The sequence below is a fragment of the Noviherbaspirillum sp. genome (genome assembly GCF_036846085.1).
Classification (GTDB): Bacteria; Pseudomonadota; Gammaproteobacteria; order Burkholderiales; family Burkholderiaceae_D; genus Noviherbaspirillum.
Genome location: NZ_DAIUCO010000106.1, coordinates 1 through 16,100 on the forward strand (window position 1 = coordinate 1; position 16,100 = coordinate 16,100).

Below are 16,100 nucleotides of genomic sequence, written 5' to 3' on the forward strand. Positions count from 1 at the left end.
GCGTTGATGGGGGGGGCGATCGCGATGGCCATAGGCGGTTTCATTGCGGCCAAGATCGCAAATCAGAATCAGCGCAATGACTACATTAAAGCCGAGAACGCCAAGCTCGATGCGGAAATCAAGGAAATTGCCACTCTTAAGCAGGAGATTGAGGCACTCAAAGCTCGGCAGCAAGCAGTTGAAGACTTGCAGAGCGACCGCAATCAGCCGGTTCACTTATTGGACGAGCTAGTGAAGTATGTTCCCGAAGGAATATATCTTCGTGCGTTGAAACAGGAGAATCAGCGGGTTGTACTCAACGGCTATGCTCAATCGAACGAGAGGGTGTCGGAATTGCTCCGCAATCTCGGAAATAACTCTTCATGGCTCGAACGTCCAGATTTGATCGAGATACGCTCGACCGCCATCGGACAGGGTAGGGATGCGAAAAAGGTCTTCGACTTCACTGTCAATGTCGGCATCAAGAGGCCGCGTGACAAGGAGCAGGCAGTACCGACTGCGCCTGGGAAGCCCGGTGGTGCAGTCATCCCGGCTTCTGTGAGCGCCTCTTCCAAGAAGTCCTGATATGAGAGACGCAACATGGCAGATTTAAAGTTAATCGGAAAGTCGGTAGCTGCGCAGTTCAGCGGACTCAATGGTCGCGACCCGGCACAATGGCCTTTGATTCCAAGGCTGTTGTGCGGTGTCTTCATGGCTCTGGCCGTGCTTGCTCTTGGCTGGTTTGCCTATCTTCAAGGCCAACAGGAGACGCTTGAAGTTGGTGAAGCAGAAGAAGTGACATTACGCGATGCCTACAAAAGCAAGCTGCAGCAGGCTGTCAATTTGGACGGTTTGCGCAAGCAAAAAGAGCAAGTTGGTGGCTATGTCGCAACGCTAGAAAAGCAACTGCCTAGCAAAGCAGAAATGGATGCTTTGCTTTCAGATATCAACCAGGCGGGACTCGGTAGAGGCCTCCAATTTGAGTTGTTCAAGCCTGGACAGGTCATTGTTAAAGACTACTACGCTGAGTTACCAATCGAGATCAAGGTGACGGGCAATTATCATGATGTCGGTTCGTTCACCAGTGACATTGCCAACTTGCCACGGATCGTAACACTCAATAATTTAAACTTGGCCGCTGGAAAAGATGGCGCACTAAGCTTGGATGCCGTCGCAAAAACCTTCCGTTATTTGGATCTTGATGAAGTGGCTGCGCAAAGGAAAGCTGCTGCGGACTTGGCTGCTAAAGGCAAGGGAGGAAAGAAATGAGCATATATCGCATGCTTTCCTGCTCAGCATTCATACCATTCGTCTTGGCGACGTCAGGTTGTGGAGACGGTGGTGTACAAGAAGTTCGTGAATGGATGGATGAAACTCGAAAACAAACCGTTGTAGCTGTTCCCAAGTTAAGCGAGCCGAAGAAATTCACACCGTTTGTGTATGCCGTTAAGGATGATCTTGATCCTTACAACCCTGTCAAGTTGTCGATAGCACTTGCCAAGCTAAAACCAAATACAGGAACTGGACTTCAACCGGATCTTGAGCGGCGACGCGAACCGTTAGAAGCTTATCCGCTCGACACTCTCAAGATGGTAGGCACGTTGGAAAAACCTGGCCTGAATTATGCGCTGATACAAGTCGAAAAATCGGTTTTCCAAGCCAAGGTTGGGCAATACATTGGCCAAAATTTCGGGATGATTACCAAAATTACGGATGCCGAAGTCGAAATCAAAGAAATCGTTCGCGATGCGGCTGGCGAGTGGACCGAGCGTAAAGCAACGTTAGAGTTGCAGGAGAATAGCAAATGATTGCGTTTGAAAAAAATTATCAAAACCTTGGCGCAGTCGCCCGCAAAGCAATGTTTGCAAGCGCATTGGCCTGCATGGCGCTTGTTTGCACATCCGCTGCTGCGCAGGAAAATTCCATCGAGTCAATCAGCGCCAACCAGCAGGGTTCAAACGTTGTTGTCAAAATCGCGATGAAGAATCCCGTTGCGAAGCCGCCTATCGGCTTTTCCATCACCAGCCCTGCACGTATTGCTCTGGATTTTTCCGGCACCAACAACTTGATTGGCAAGACGAATCAAGAGATCGGCTTGGGTGATGTACGTAATGTCAACGTAGTCCAAGCAGGCGAGCGATCACGGCTCGTATTCAATCTGTCCCGGCCGCTCAATTATGCCACTGCAATTGACGGAAACATGGTCGTGGTCACGATCGACGGTTCCGGCAATATCGCTACTCCGGTCAATGCTGTCGGCATCCCGGTGCAAAATAGCGCCGCACCGACAGGCAAGCAGGCGCTGCGCGACATCGATTTCAGGCGGGGCGCCAATGGTGAAGGACGGGTAGTCATCGATTTGCCGAGCAACCAAGTTGGCGTGGACGTCAAGCAGCAGGGTCAGTCGATTGTTATCGACTTCATGAAAACCAGCCTTCCGGAGGTTTTGCGCCGGCGCCTTGATGTCACCGACTTCGCTACGCCGGTTCAAACAATCACCACCACTTCGCAGGGTGACAATGTGCGGATGGTCATTGAACCGAAGGGTTTGTGGGAACACAGCGCCTACCAGAGTGATACTCAACTGGTAGTGGAAGTAAAACCGATCAAGGAAGAACCGAACAAGCTTACGCAAGGAACGCAGGGATATCGCGGCGAACGTCTGTCGCTGAATTTTCAGAACGTTGAGGTAAGGGCTGTGCTGCAGGTGATTGCTGACTTTACCGGCTTGAACATCATCACCAGCGATACAGTGAGCGGCAACCTGACTTTGCGTTTGAAAGACGTGCCTTGGGACCAGGCGCTGGATATTGTCATGCAGGCCAAAGGTTTGGATATGCGCAAGAACGGCTCTGTGTTATGGATTGCGCCCAAGGATGAACTGTTGACGAAGGAAAAGCTGGAGCTGGAGCAGCGAGCGCAGATTGCCGAACTGGAGCCGTTGAAAACTGAAATCTTCCAATTGAACTATCAGAAGGCGGAGTCGTTCAAGCAAGTATTCGGCATTGATGGCGACAGTAAGAATCGGATTCTGTCAAAACGGGGAAGCGCCGTCATCGATCCTCGTACGAACCAATTGTTTGTTACCGATATCACCTCGAAACTTGAGGAGATTCGCAAGCTGGTCCAGAAGACCGACATTCCGTCGAAACAGGTGTTGATCGAGGCCCGTATCGTCGAGGCTGACGACAAGTTCAGCAAAAATCTCGGCGCAAAGTTAGGCTTCAATGATGCACGAACACTGCGTGGCGGTGATTCAGGGTATCAAATCAGCGGGAATAACAGGCTCGCATTCACAGGAAATTATCTTGGGGTCGGTGAGACAACCGGGCAGGCGAGATTGACCGAGGGAAGCTATATACCGAATACGCAGTTCGTCAATTTGCCTGCGGGCGGTATTGGTGGATTGAATGCGGCTAGCATAGGAGTCAGCATCTTTTCAGCTGCGGCAAACCGTTTCCTTAATCTAGAGTTGTCGGCGCTCGAAGCGGATGGGAAGGGCAAGATCATTTCTAGTCCGCGCGTCGTAACCGCGGACCAGTTAAAAGCTTTAATCGAACAGGGCACGGAATTGCCATACCAAGTTGCTACCAGCAGTGGTGCCACTTCGATTGCGTTCCGTAAAGCAAATTTAAAACTTGAAGTTACGCCTCAAATAACACCGGACGGAAACATTATCCTCGACGTTGATGTGAATAAAGACAGTGTAGGCGTAGAGACCAGGGCTGGTTTTGCAATCGACACCAAGCATGTGAAAACACAAGTGTTGGTAGAAAACGGCGGAACGGTTGTGTTAGGAGGTATTTTCCAGCAAACCGAGCGTGAAACTGAGACGAAAGTGCCACTCTTTGGAGATATTCCGGTTGTTGGTAATCTGTTCAAGTCAAATTCACGGACGAATGACAAAACAGAATTACTTATATTTATTACTCCCAAAATTGTTGCAGAGCGGTTATCAGTACGTTGAATAAAAAAAGACCTTAGGGAAAATCATGAATCTTGTTAGAAATAAATTCTCGTTCGCTACTGTGGCGCGAATAGCGGTGGGCGCCCTATCAATAGCGATGCTCGCTTCTTGCGGTGGAGGAGGCGGCTCTCCGGGCGTCGCTGGCGGAGGAGGCAGTACTGGCACCACAAGGGAAGCAAAGCTCGCTTTAGCCGTTATTGATGGAAGTGGAGCGACAATTAGTACTCTGTCAGGCGGACAAAATGCGACTGCACGTGCAACTTTCTCTGATGGAAGCGGTGCACCGGTTTCGGGCGCAATTGTGACTTTTGAAGCGTCAGACGAGGCGCTACTGGAATTTACACCTGTTTCGAAATCCGCATTGACCGACAATGCGGGAGTAGCGGTGATTAACATCAAGCCGAAGACCTTTACATCAGCAGGCGCATTGACGATTAAAGCCAGTGCGATTAAAGGAACAGTTTCTGCAACGAGCTCGGCCAACATTGCTGTGGGTGCGGCGCCGTTGACGGTTGGAAATCTATCATGGAATCCCGCTCCAGTTGGGTCTTTGCCCGCGTTCAGCACTATTACGCTCAATGTGCCTGTAACTAGTGGTGGTCAGCCGGTTAGTACAGTGTCAGGACTGACACTGACTTCGCTATGTGTAGGTGATGGCGCCGCAACAATTGTCCCGGGTGCGGTTGTAAATGGCGTACAGATGGCGACATATACAAATAATGGTTGTAATCGCGGTACCGATACAGTCACAGCCTCCATCGGCAATTCCATGAAAACCATTTCGTTGAATGTGGATCCGGCAAACATTGGAACAATTCAATTCATTGGATCGGATCTTGCCGGGTCGTCGATTGTTCTAAAAGGTTCCGGAGGACTGGGGCGTAAAGAAGCAGCAATTTTGACCTTTAAGGTTGTAGATCAAAACAACAATGGGTTGGCTGGCGTAGATGTCAATTTCAGGGCTACTACTACAACTGGCGGACTTACCGTATTGCCTGCAAAAGGAACAACTGATGCAAGTGGCAATGTGACGACAACTGTATCCTCGGGCACTATCCCGACTCCGGTTCGTGTAATTGCAGAAGCAACACGCAATGGACGAATTATTAGTGGTTTGTCCGATTCCCTTACGGTATCGACAGGTTTGCCAATTCAGCGATTCATGTCATTTAGTGCAGACAAGTACAACATCGAAGGGTTGGAATATGATGGCGAAATAGCGAACGTTACAATTCGTTTGGCAGACCAATACGGTAACAAGATCGCTGACAACACGACGGTTAACTTTGTAACAGAAGGTGGGGCGATTGGCACATCTGCACAAGGCGCCTGCAACACGGTCGATGGTGGCTGTACGGTAAGGCTGCAGAGTCAACAATTCAAACCTGTCAACGGACGAGTGACTGTGCTTGCCTACGCTCAGGGAGTTGAGGACTTCGTGGATTCTAACGGCGATGGTCAATATTCCTGTGCCGTTGTCCGTGATGCTGACGGAAATGTGCCTGTCACCTATCGTCCTCTTGTTGATACATGCGTAAGCGGCGGAGAGCCACACACTGATATGGGCGATCCATTCCTGGATGCTGGTTCCTTGGCTAAGACTGCCGGCGTATCCGCAGGTACGCTTGACGGCAAATATGATGCAGTGAATGGTGATTTGCCTTTCCCATACAACAGCAGTACGTACAGTGCGAGCGGGAACGGCAAATGGGGAATTAACTATATCAGCCGCACTGCAGAGTTCGTGTTCAGCGGATCGTTCGCTACACTGATTCGGCAGGTTTGCAGCGCCAGCGGTTGCCGAGACTGGGCCCCTGCGGACGGCGATCCATCGATTATTCAAGGAGTGGGCGGCCCAGGTTGTTCGAGTAGAGAGTTGACGTTCCGTCTGATAGATGTAAACAACAATCCAATGCCAAACGAAACAAAAGTCGAAGCAGCCGATGCAAATAAGATTACGCCTCAAACGTTCTTTCCCGATAAAGTGCTCTCGACAAATGCAGTCGGAGGTACTTTCCATTCGGTCGTAATCAAAGCCAATGATCAGTGTGAACACGGCAACTTCTTAATCAAGGTGACAACACCAAAAGGCAATGGCAGTGCTTTTTCATTCCGATCGCAGTGACACGTAGCAATATATTTTTAGTGGGTCTCATGGGGGCCGGCAAGACAACCGTCGGCCGCGCCCTCGCAAAAAAGCTCAACAAGCGATTTGTAGACTCAGATCATGAAATCGAGGCGCGTACCGGCGCCTCGATTCCTTTGATCTTTGAAATTGAAGGCGAGGCCAGCTTTCGTCAGCGCGAGGCGGAAGTCATTCGCGACCTAACAGCAGAAGAGAACATCGTCCTTGCCACAGGCGGCGGTGCCATTCTCAAACAGGAAAATCGAGAATTCCTCAAAACCCGCGGCACCGTGATTTACCTGCGTGCCAGCGTCAATAGCATCTTGCATCGCACTGCGCACGACAAGAACCGACCGCTGCTGCAAACCGCCGATCCACGTCAGAAGATCGAGCAGTTGGCGCGCGAGCGGGAAGAGTTCTATCGCGAAGTTGCCCACATAATCGTGGAAACCGGGCGCCCTAACGTACAATTACTGGTTCAAGGCATCCTGGACCAGCTCGAAAGCGCTTCGGGCAACGATGGGCGGGACGATAAGACAGACCCCATTTCCTAGTATTCCCATGACGATGCAACAAACCGACCCGATAACGCTGCAAGTGGACCTGGGGGATCGCAGCTATCCGATCAGCATAGGACAATCACTGCTATCGCGCGGGGATTTGATCGCGCAGCACGTGCCGGGTGCGCGGGTCGCCGTCGTGACCAACACCACCGTTGCACCCCTCTACCTGGACCAATTGCACACCACACTTTCCGCGGCTGGAAAATCGGTCACCAGTATTGTCCTGCCCGATGGCGAGGAAGAGAAAAACTGGTCCAGCCTGATGAAGGTATTTGACGTACTTCTGGCGGAGAAATGCGACCGCAAAACCACGCTGGTGGCGTTGGGCGGCGGCGTGATCGGCGACCTGACCGGTTTCGCAGCGGCGACCTACATGCGCGGCGTTCCTTTCATACAGATACCGACGACCCTGCTGGCGCAGGTCGACTCTTCCGTCGGCGGCAAAACAGGGATCAATCATCCGCTCGGCAAGAACATGATCGGTGCGTTTTACCAGCCGCAGGCCGTGATCGCCGATACCGGAACACTGAAAACCTTGCCCGCACGCGAGCTATCGGCCGGGCTGGCCGAAGTGATCAAGCACGGGGCCATCATTGATGCTCCATTCTTTGATTGGATCGAATCGAATATCGACAAGCTGATGGCTAAAGATTCTGCCGCACTGGCCCATGCAATACGCCGCTCCTGTGAGATCAAGGCCGATGTCGTACGCCAGGATGAGCGCGAGGGCGGTCTCCGCGCAATTCTGAATTTCGGCCATACCTTCGGTCATGCCATCGAGTCCGGGCTTGGTTATGGCGAGTGGCTGCACGGGGAAGCGGTGGGGTGCGGAATGGTGATGGCAGCCGATTTGTCCCATCGCATGGGCTTCATTGATGCTGCGGCAAAAGCACGCGTCACATCTCTGGTAAAGGCCGCCAATCTGCCAGTCGTCGCGCCTGATCTCGGCGCCGATCGGTGGCTGGAGTTGATGCAGGTCGACAAAAAGAATGAGGGCGGCAAGATGAAGTTCATTTTGATCAAGCCGCTTGGAACGCCGGTGATCATGACGGTACCCGAGAGCGTGTTGCTTGAAACGCTCAAGGCATGCGTGTGATGAGAACCTCAATCGGCATGGCCGCATAAAATGAATCTCGAGGCGCATCTCGCACCGTATGCTGCCTTCTCCTCGGCGTCTCCCGGACGTCGCTTTCCCGAATCGACGCCGTCATCGCGCACCGAGTTCCAACGGGACCGGGACCGCATCATTCATTCCACGGCTTTTCGGCGCCTGGAATACAAGACCCAGGTATTCGTCAATCATGAAGGGGATTTGTTCCGTACCCGCCTGACGCATAGCATCGAGGTTGCCCAGATCGCTCGGTCGATCGCAAGGAATCTGCGGTTGAATGAAGATCTCGTCGAGGCGATCTCACTGGCTCACGATCTCGGGCACACGCCTTTCGGCCATGCCGGGCAGGATGCATTGAATGCCTGCATGAAGGACTACGGCGGTTTTGAACACAATCTGCAAAGTCTGCGCGTGGTCGATGAATTGGAAGAGCGGTACGGCGCCTTCGACGGTTTGAACCTGACGTTCGAAACGCGCGAAGGCATCCTGAAGCATTGCTCGCTGAAGAATGCAAAAAAGCTGGGCGATGTCGGTCGGCGCTTTATCGACAAGAAGCAGCCGACGCTGGAAGCGCAGCTGGCGAATCTGGCGGATGAAATTGCCTACAACAATCATGATATCGACGACGGTTTGCGGTCCGGCTTACTGACAACGACCCAGCTCGACGACATCGATTTTTATGCACGGCACCGCAAGGAAGTGGAAGCATCGTTTCCGGGTATCTCCGGGCGTCGCGCGATACATGAAACCATACGCCGCATGATCAATGCTCTGGTGATCGATCTTATCGATACATCACGCGCGCGGATTCAGGATGCCGAGGTGAAAACTGTTGATGACGTCCGCAACAGCACTGCACTGATTGCGTTTTCCGATGACATGAACACGGAAGCGGCGCTACTGAAGCGGTTCCTGCGTGACAATCTGTATCTCCATTACCAGGTCAACCGGATGACCAGCAAGGCGCGCCGCATCGTTCGGGAGCTTTTTGAAGCGTTCATGCAGGAGCCGCGTTTGCTGCCGCCGGACTATCAGGTCATGCAAGGCAACGAGCAGGAACGGTTGCAGTGGCAGGCGCGCAAGGTCGCGGATTACATCGCCGGCATGACCGATCGCTACGCCATGCGCGAACATCGCCGCCTGTTCCAGGTGGATGAAATTTAACCGCCGATTTATTCGAGCGCCCGCAGCGGATGCGCCCACTCCGGCCAGGCTGATTGGAAATAGCGATCGACGCTTTCGCGGGTAACCTCGTGAAGATGCCGCGGCTGCCATTGCGGCGCATTGTCCTTGTCGATCACCAGTGCGCGAATTCCTTCCGTCACTTCTCCCTGTTCAAAGCTTCGCCGCACCATTGTCCTTTCCATCCGCAGGCAATCCGCCAGGCTCATGCCGGCACCGCGGCGTAACTGCTCGAGCGTAACGCACATCATCAGCGGCGACCGTTTATGCATCGTCGCCACTGTTCGCTGGGCAAATGCATCATCATCTGCTGCCAGCGAGGCCATGATGGCGCGCACGTCATCGTGCTGAAAGTGGCGGTCGATCGCAGCACGGTTCCTGGCGAGTACGCTTTGGTCAGGCAGTGCATGCGATGCATACGGTTCGGCAAATCGTGCGACGCTCTCCCGGACATCGCTCACAGCGGATGTCTCCAACAACTGCAAAAGCGCCCCAATCTGGTCCGCAGGGATGAATACATCGGCCAGATCTGCATGGATCGCGTCGGCTGCGCCGATTGTTTCTCCCGTTATGCCGAGATAAACACCGAGCCTGCCGGGAGTCCGCGAAAGGAAGAAGCTGCCGCCTACGTCCGGGAACAGGCCAATGTTCACTTCCGGCATGGCCATCTTCGTCCGTTCGGTGACGATACGCATCCGGTTGGCAGGGCCGGCTTGTGCGATCCCCATCCCGCCACCCATGACAATCCCGTCCATCAGCGCTATATACGGCTTGGGATAGTGATGAGTCAAATGATTCAATGCATATTCTTCGGTAAAAAAATCCTCGATCAGCATGCTGCCGGATTGCGGCGTCGCCTTGCCGGCATCAAAGAAAAAGCGGATGTCCCCACCTGCGCAGAACGCCTTCTCACTCGTGCTGCGCACGACCACCGCGGCGATGGCCGGGTCGTCGCGCCACGACAGCAATACCTGCGTGAAGGCGCGAACCATATCAAGGGACAGGGAATTGAGCGCCCTCGGCCGGTCAAGCGTGATAAAGCCGATGTTGTTCCGGACAGCGGAAATAATGTGAGCAGTCATGATGAGGGTGTTTTATGTAATTGCAGCTATTTTATCGGCACCGTCCCGATGCTGCAGTCGTCCTGCGGACATTTGCAAAGTGCGGCCGCAACAGGAAAAGGGCGCAACCCGTGCGCCCTTTTCCTGTTGCCGATTGCCGCCTGAATCAGGCCGCCGGCAAGTCTTCCGTCATGCGCTTGATCGCCTCATGCTGGTGGTCCTGCATCTTGCCCTTGTACTTCAATACCTGCCTATCCAGCTTGTCGATCAACGAATCGATTGCTGCATACAGATCTTCTGCAAAGCTTTCGACATGGATTACATTGCCTCTCACGCGCAGATTGACTTCAGCTCTTTGCCTTTTATCTTTTTCAGAGGGTTTTTCGACTCCCAGAATCACCGCAACATCGATGACATGATCGAAATGGCGGAGTACCCGATCCAGTTTGCTTGTTACGTACTGGCGAATGGCTGGAGTCAATTCGAGATGTTGTCCACTGATCATGAGATTCATACAGCACTCCTATGGATAGTGTCGCTGGCGGTTCGCAACGTGTCCGCGTAGAGGACTACGCCGGAACACAGCAACGGATGGCAACTACAAAGGAACAACCTAGAGAGATTTTCGCAGATTGACAGGGGGGATTTTCAACGCTTCACGGTACTTGGCGACGGTTCTCCGCGCAACGACCATACCTTGTTCCCCTAACATATCCGCGATCTTGCTATCTGAGAATGGATTCTTGGGGTCTTCAGCTCCTATCAATTGTTTGATGAGCGCTCGTATCGCTGTCGACGAGGCTTCACCCCCTGCTTCCGTCGCGACATGGCTGCCGAAAAAGTATTTGAGCTCGAACATGCCATGGGGGGTCAACATGTACTTCTGTGTTGTCACACGAGAAATGGTGCTCTCGTGTAAACCCAGTGTATCAGCAATTTCACGCAAGACAAGGGGCCGCATCGCTACCGCGCCGTGCGAAAAGAAGTTGCGCTGCCGGTCCACGATCGCTTGTGCGACGCGCAAGATCGTGTCGAAGCGTTGACGCATATTCTTGATCAGCCATTTGGCCTCCTGGAGCTGCGAAGTAAGTGACCCCTCACCTTTACTTTGCTTCAGGATATTGGCATACAGGGCATTGACCCGAAGACGCGGCATGACATCATGATTCAACATGACCTGCCAGCCGTTCTTGGTCTTTTTGACAATGACATCCGGGACCACGAAGTCCGACGTATCGGAGGCGAACGCCGCACCGGGGTGCGGATTGCATTGCTTGATGATCGTCTGTGCCTCACGCAGATCTTCGTCGTCGCAATCCAGGATTTTCTTGAGCTTGTTGAAGTCGCGCTGGGCGAACAGCGTCAGATGTTCTTCGACGATCGTCAAAGCCCGGCGGCGCGTCACCAGCGGCACCTTCGGAAAGCGCCGGATCTGGATTGCCAGGCATTCCGATGGCGTGCGTGCGCCGACGCCCGCCGGATCGAAACTTTGCAGCATCTTCAGCGCCACCGACAATTCTTCAATCTCGATCCCGAGTTCTTCCGGCAGTCGCGCATGAATTTCTTCCAGCGGTTCTTCCAGGTAGCCGTTGTCGTTGAGCGCGTCAATCATCAACTCAAGCAGCGCGCGATCCCGCATTTCCCTTACCGATACCCGCATCTGTTCGAGCAGATGTTCGCGCAAGGTGGTTTCGTGCGCTTCCAGCTGGGGCCGCGCATCATCGTCCTCCGGCGCTTTCGAGGTGCGCGCCACATCGTCGAAGCTCCATTCCGCTTCGCCTGCAGCAGGCGTGTCCGCTCCATCGCCGCCTTCGAAGGGCCGGTCGGTGTCCTCACCGGCAGCCGATCCGGCATCGTTGGGTACGGGTGTATCCGGTTGGGTGCCCTGGGGGCTGATTGCACCGTCGGCCAGCAGGCGGATGGAATGATCCAGCGGATCATCGACGCGCTCGAGCATCGGGTTGTCCGACAAAATCTGCTCCAGCTCCTGATGCAGTTCAAGCGTCGACAATTGCAGCAGCCGGATCGATTGCTGCAGCTGGGGCGTCAGCGCCAGATGTTGGGAAATACGGAGTTGAAGGGTTTGTTTCATAGCAGCCGTGCTTCCATTACATGCGGAAGTGTTCTCCCAAATAAACGCGGCGTACCGATTCATCCGCGATGATGTCGTCCGGGCGGCCGCTGGCAAGCACAGCGCCCTGGTTGATGATGTAGGCACGATCACAGATGCCCAGTGTCTCCCGGACGTTGTGGTCCGTGATCAGCACGCCGATTCCGCGTTCCTTCAGGAAGCGCACGATCCGCTGGATCTCGATGACCGCGATCGGGTCGACGCCTGCGAAGGGCTCATCAAGCAGCACGAATCGCGGGTTCGTCGCCAGCGCACGCGCAATCTCGACGCGGCGGCGCTCGCCGCCCGACAGCGACAGCGCCTGGTTTTCCCGCAGCTTTTCGATCTGCAACTCGGCCAGCAATGTATTCAGTCGCTTCTCGATCGCCTGCCGCGACAACGGCTTGCCATTGTCCCGCTGCAGCTCCAGCACGGCGCGAATATTGTCTTCCACCGTCAGCTTGCGGAAGACCGATGCCTCCTGCGGCAGGTAGGACAGGCCCAGCACAGCGCGCCGATGAATCGGCAGGCGCGATATCGCGACGCCATTCAGATCGATCTCACCGGCATCGGAAGGAACGAGGCCGACGATCATGTAGAACGACGTCGTCTTGCCTGCGCCGTTGGGGCCGAGCAGTCCGACCACTTCGCCGCTTTCCACCTGCAGTGATACGTCACGCACCACTTGCCGGGTTCCGTAACTTTTCTGCAATCCGCGAACGACCAGGGTGCTTGCCATGTCACTGACCCTTGGATTCGGTGCGCGGCTGAATCACCGCCCTGATACGCCCGCTACCGTTCTTGGCGTTGCCTGCCGGTGCATTGTTGACGGTAAAAAACTCTGCCCGGCTATCGTAGGAAATGAATTCACCTTCGACTTCATCCGTCGGCTTGTTGCCTTCCAGGCGGCGAATTTTTGCGTTTGAAAACAACTTGACCACTTCTGCCTTGCCATCGTATTCGATGCGTTCGGCTTGACCTTCAACCCACAGATTCGGGCCGCCGTCACGTTTCTGGCGGAACGTCGCTACGCCGCCGGCGGGCGCAAGCAATGTTGCATATTGATAGCCTGCCGGGTCTTGCGTGACGACCAGTTTGCCTGCCTTCATGATCATGGTGCCCCTGGTCAGGACGACGTTGCCGCTGAAGGTATTGATCTGCTTGACGTCGTCATACGCCATTCGATCCGCTTCAACCTTGGTCGGCTGTTCCGAGTCGGCTTTCTCGGCATGGGCAGGAGGATTTACGCCCACGCAAAGCATCCAGACGGACAGGAGCAAAAAACGTTTCATGAAAAGAGTCTTTCTTAATGCCTCAATGTATACCGGTCTATCGTGCCGGGGCTTGATACGTGCCATGGACATTGCTCGAAAGCTGAAACTCGCGTGTCGCGTTATTGGCAATCATGCCCACGCCCGTCAGTCTTGATTGCCCCACGGTGATATCAACCGGTTTGTGCGTCTTGATCACGTCGTCGTCGGGCAATACAAGCAGATATTCCGACTCGGCATGCATCCGTTCCCCCGTCGGCGACGCAGGCCGATCCATCCGGACATTATCGTAAAGATGCACTTCGCTAACGTCACTCACGACCCGTGCGCGGTCCGCCCGCAACGTGATCGGCGGCTCTTCGCCCTGCCGCAGATTATTGACCACCGGCTTGACGATGTCATAGGAATCGTCCACCGGGTTATGCGTCATCCTTTCGCCCGCCATGTGATATTGCACGCCGCCGTCCTTGGACATTTTTACGTAATTGAATTTTTCCACGTAAAAATCAGGTTCGGTGCGCGTCACATTGGGTATATCTTCGCTGGCGGAGCGCCGCATGACTTCAAGCAGCCAAAAACTGCCGAGCGCCAATGCAATCATCGGCGCCATGATGACGAACAGGCGAAACCGCCTTGTCGAACGCGCTTCGTTCATTTCAGGTACGGCGCCAGCGCCGCCTCGTAATTTCCCTGCGCCTTCAGGATCAGGTCGCACAATTCCCGTGCCGCGCCGCGCCCGCCGAAAGCCTCGGTCACATAGTGCACGCGTGAACGCACCTCGATATGCCCGTTCGGAACGCTGGCTGCGAAGCCGACACGTGTCAGTATCGGCAGGTCGATGACATCGTCGCCGACGAAGCCGGTTTCATCCTCCGTGCAACCGGTATCCGCCAGCAGTTGCTTGAACGCCGCGTACTTGTCATGCACGCCCTGGTAAAGATGATGGATCCCGAGATCGGTCGCACGGCGCGCAACGATGTCCGACTTGCGGGCGCTGATGATTGCCGTCGCCACGCCGGATTGCTGGAGAAGCTTGATGCCATGCCCGTCAAGCACATTGAAGGTTTTGATTGCCTCGCCATCCGGTCCGTAATGGAGGCTGCCGTCGGTCAGAATGCCGTCAACATCGAAGATCATCAGTCGTACACCGGCTGCCCGGGCAACCAACTGGTCATTCATCAGATCACCTTGGCGCGGGTAAGGTCATGGATATGCAATGCCCCGACCAGCTTTCCGTTGACATCCGCGACCAGCAGCTGATTGATGCGGAATTGCTCCATGATCTCGACGGCTTCAACCGCAAGCTGGTCCGGGCCGATGGTGCGCGGATTGGCATGCATCACATCGGCGATCACGAGCTTCGTGAAATCCTGTACCTGTCCGATCAATCGCCGCAGATCGCCGTCGGTGAAAATACCGATGGCGCGATAGTCCTGGTCCACCACGGCAGTCATCGCCATGCCTTTCTGGGTGATTTCAAACAAGGCATCCGACAGCGACACGTCGGCCGTGACGGAGGGAATCGCGTTGCCGCTGCGCATGACGTCGCGAACATGGGTCAGCAGGCGCCGGCCCAGTGCGCCACCGGGATGGGAGCGTGCGAAGTCTTCTTCCTGGAAGCCGCGCGCATCCAGCAGCGCTACCGCCAGGGCGTCGCCAAGGGCCAGCGTGGCGGTCGTGCTCGCGGTAGGCGCCAGATTGAGCGGACATGCCTCCTTATCGACCCTCACATTCAGGTGGACATTGGCGAGCTGGGCGAGATTGGACGACTCATTGCCGGTCATGGCGATCAGGCGTGCGCCCATTCGCTTAATAATCGGCACGATGGCGAGCAGTTCGGCAGTTTCGCCGGAATTGGAAATGGCAACAAAGGCATCGTTTTCGGTCACCATGCCGAGGTCGCCGTGGGCCGCTTCCGCAGGATGGACGAATAGGGCAGGGGTGCCGGTCGAGGCGAGCGTGGCGGCGATCTTGCGCGCGATATGGCCCGACTTGCCCATGCCTGACACCACGACACGGCCGCTGCATTGCAATAGCATTTCGACGGCGTGGGCAAAGGCAGCACCGGTCTCGGTGGACAGCCGATCTTTCAATGCGGCAATCGCATCCGCTTCGATCTGCAGCGTTTCGCAAGCCAGTTCAACCGCTCGCTGCGCGGTTTTTTCGTCGAAAGCTTTCGGCAAGGTTTTTGCATGGGGTACACTCATGCCGGAAGTATAAACGAATTAGTAAAGCAAAAAACCTGCCAGTTAGAACAAAAAAATCGGCCTTGATGCCGCTCAATGGGACGGCTGGCGCCGGCGTTAAATCCCCATATTCCATCACCCATGTTTTCGGCACTCGAACTTACCCTCATCCTGCTCGCGGCTGCCGTACTCGGCGTTGTTGCCTTCCGGATGCTCCACTTGCCGCCGATGCTCGGTTATCTCGCAGTCGGTATCGTCATCGGTCCGCACGGGTTCGGCTGGGCGAGTGAGAATGCGACGACCCACTCGCTGGCGGAATTCGGTGTCGTATTCCTGATGTTTTCCATCGGCCTCGAGTTTTCGTTGCCAAAATTGTCCTCGATGCGCCGCATCGTATTCGGCCTGGGCGTGGCGCAGGTCTTCCTCACGATTGCCGCCGTCATGCTGTTCGGCTGGCTGACGGCGGTCCTGCTGCCGCAACTGATGAATATCAGCTGGCGCGCCGCCGTCGCGCACGGCGGTGCGCGGGCAAAGTCGTCGACCGC

At 54.8% G+C, this 16,100-nt stretch carries 15 protein-coding genes and 1 pseudogene; 8 read left to right on the plus strand and 8 right to left on the minus strand.

Translation table 11 applies throughout. The annotated features are described in order from the left end of the window. From V7080_RS13500 to V7080_RS13530, 7 genes and pseudogenes are all read left to right on the plus strand, one after another. A partial coding sequence (locus tag V7080_RS13500; protein WP_334188910.1) for a PilN domain-containing protein occupies nt 1-564 on the plus strand: 564 nt, incomplete at its 5' end. Nucleotides 565-579: 15 nt separating this feature from the next. Further along, nucleotides 580-1,248 carry a type 4a pilus biogenesis protein PilO gene (locus V7080_RS13505; RefSeq protein WP_334188911.1) on the plus strand — a complete coding sequence of 223 codons (669 nt, stop codon included), beginning with the start codon at nt 580-582 and terminating at the stop codon, nt 1,246-1,248. Further along, on the plus strand, nt 1,245-1,787 hold the full coding sequence (locus V7080_RS13510; protein WP_334188912.1) for a pilus assembly protein PilP: 543 nt from the start codon (nt 1,245-1,247) through the stop codon (nt 1,785-1,787). Before V7080_RS13505 ends, V7080_RS13510 begins: the two co-directional genes overlap by 4 nt. Before the next feature lie 50 nt (nt 1,788-1,837). Next, the gene (gene pilQ, locus V7080_RS13515; RefSeq protein ID WP_334188923.1) at nt 1,838-3,946 is read left to right on the plus strand and encodes a type IV pilus secretin PilQ; all 2,109 of its coding nucleotides are present in this window, start codon (nt 1,838-1,840) and stop codon (nt 3,944-3,946) included. A 25-nt stretch (nt 3,947-3,971) separates the two neighbouring features. Next, nucleotides 3,972-6,071, plus strand: coding sequence for an Ig-like domain-containing protein (locus V7080_RS13520; protein ID WP_334188913.1), 2,100 nt, complete (start codon nt 3,972-3,974; stop codon nt 6,069-6,071). Between the two features lie 29 nt (nt 6,072-6,100). Further along, nucleotides 6,101-7,730, plus strand: a pseudogene (aroKB, locus tag V7080_RS13525) (bifunctional shikimate kinase/3-dehydroquinate synthase AroKB). A 30-nt stretch (nt 7,731-7,760) separates the two neighbouring features. Continuing rightward, a complete protein-coding gene (locus V7080_RS13530; RefSeq protein ID WP_334188914.1) occupies nt 7,761-8,909 on the plus strand; it encodes a deoxyguanosinetriphosphate triphosphohydrolase in 1,149 nt (382 codons plus the stop codon). An 8-nt stretch (nt 8,910-8,917) separates the two neighbouring features. On the opposite strand, the gene V7080_RS13535 is transcribed toward V7080_RS13530, so the two are convergent. From V7080_RS13535 to V7080_RS13570, 8 genes are all read right to left on the minus strand, one after another. After that, complete coding sequence (locus V7080_RS13535) at nt 8,918-10,009, minus strand: enoyl-CoA hydratase/isomerase family protein (RefSeq protein WP_334188915.1); 1,092 nt, start codon at nt 10,007-10,009, stop codon at nt 8,918-8,920. A 145-nt stretch (nt 10,010-10,154) separates the two neighbouring features. Continuing rightward, a complete protein-coding gene (gene hpf / locus V7080_RS13540) occupies nt 10,155-10,502 on the minus strand; it encodes a ribosome hibernation-promoting factor, HPF/YfiA family (RefSeq protein ID WP_334188916.1) in 348 nt (115 codons plus the stop codon). A 99-nt stretch (nt 10,503-10,601) separates the two neighbouring features. Next, entirely contained in the window at nt 10,602-12,080 is a 1,479-nt protein-coding gene (locus tag V7080_RS13545) for an RNA polymerase factor sigma-54 (RefSeq protein ID WP_334188924.1), read from the minus strand. A 16-nt stretch (nt 12,081-12,096) separates the two neighbouring features. Next, complete coding sequence (gene lptB / locus V7080_RS13550; RefSeq protein WP_334188917.1) at nt 12,097-12,837, minus strand: LPS export ABC transporter ATP-binding protein; 741 nt, start codon at nt 12,835-12,837, stop codon at nt 12,097-12,099. A gap of 1 nt (nt 12,838) precedes the next feature. After that, the gene (lptA, locus tag V7080_RS13555) at nt 12,839-13,390 is read right to left on the minus strand and encodes a lipopolysaccharide transport periplasmic protein LptA (RefSeq protein WP_334188918.1); all 552 of its coding nucleotides are present in this window, start codon (nt 13,388-13,390) and stop codon (nt 12,839-12,841) included. Between the two features lie 37 nt (nt 13,391-13,427). Then, nucleotides 13,428-14,024 (minus strand): LPS export ABC transporter periplasmic protein LptC, encoded by a 597-nt coding sequence (gene lptC / locus V7080_RS13560; RefSeq protein WP_334188919.1) that lies wholly within the window; start codon nt 14,022-14,024, stop codon nt 13,428-13,430. Beyond that, nucleotides 14,021-14,548, minus strand: coding sequence for a KdsC family phosphatase (locus V7080_RS13565; protein WP_334188920.1), 528 nt, complete (start codon nt 14,546-14,548; stop codon nt 14,021-14,023). The genes lptC and V7080_RS13565 overlap by 4 nt, the downstream gene beginning before the upstream one ends. Then, nucleotides 14,548-15,576 carry a KpsF/GutQ family sugar-phosphate isomerase gene (locus V7080_RS13570; RefSeq protein ID WP_334188921.1) on the minus strand — a complete coding sequence of 343 codons (1,029 nt, stop codon included), beginning with the start codon at nt 15,574-15,576 and terminating at the stop codon, nt 14,548-14,550. Before V7080_RS13570 ends, V7080_RS13565 begins: the two co-directional genes overlap by 1 nt. A 120-nt stretch (nt 15,577-15,696) precedes the next feature. Here V7080_RS13570 and V7080_RS13575 point away from each other — a divergent pair. Then, the coding region (locus V7080_RS13575) for a cation:proton antiporter domain-containing protein (RefSeq protein WP_334188922.1) at nt 15,697-16,100 on the plus strand (404 nt) is incomplete at its 3' end.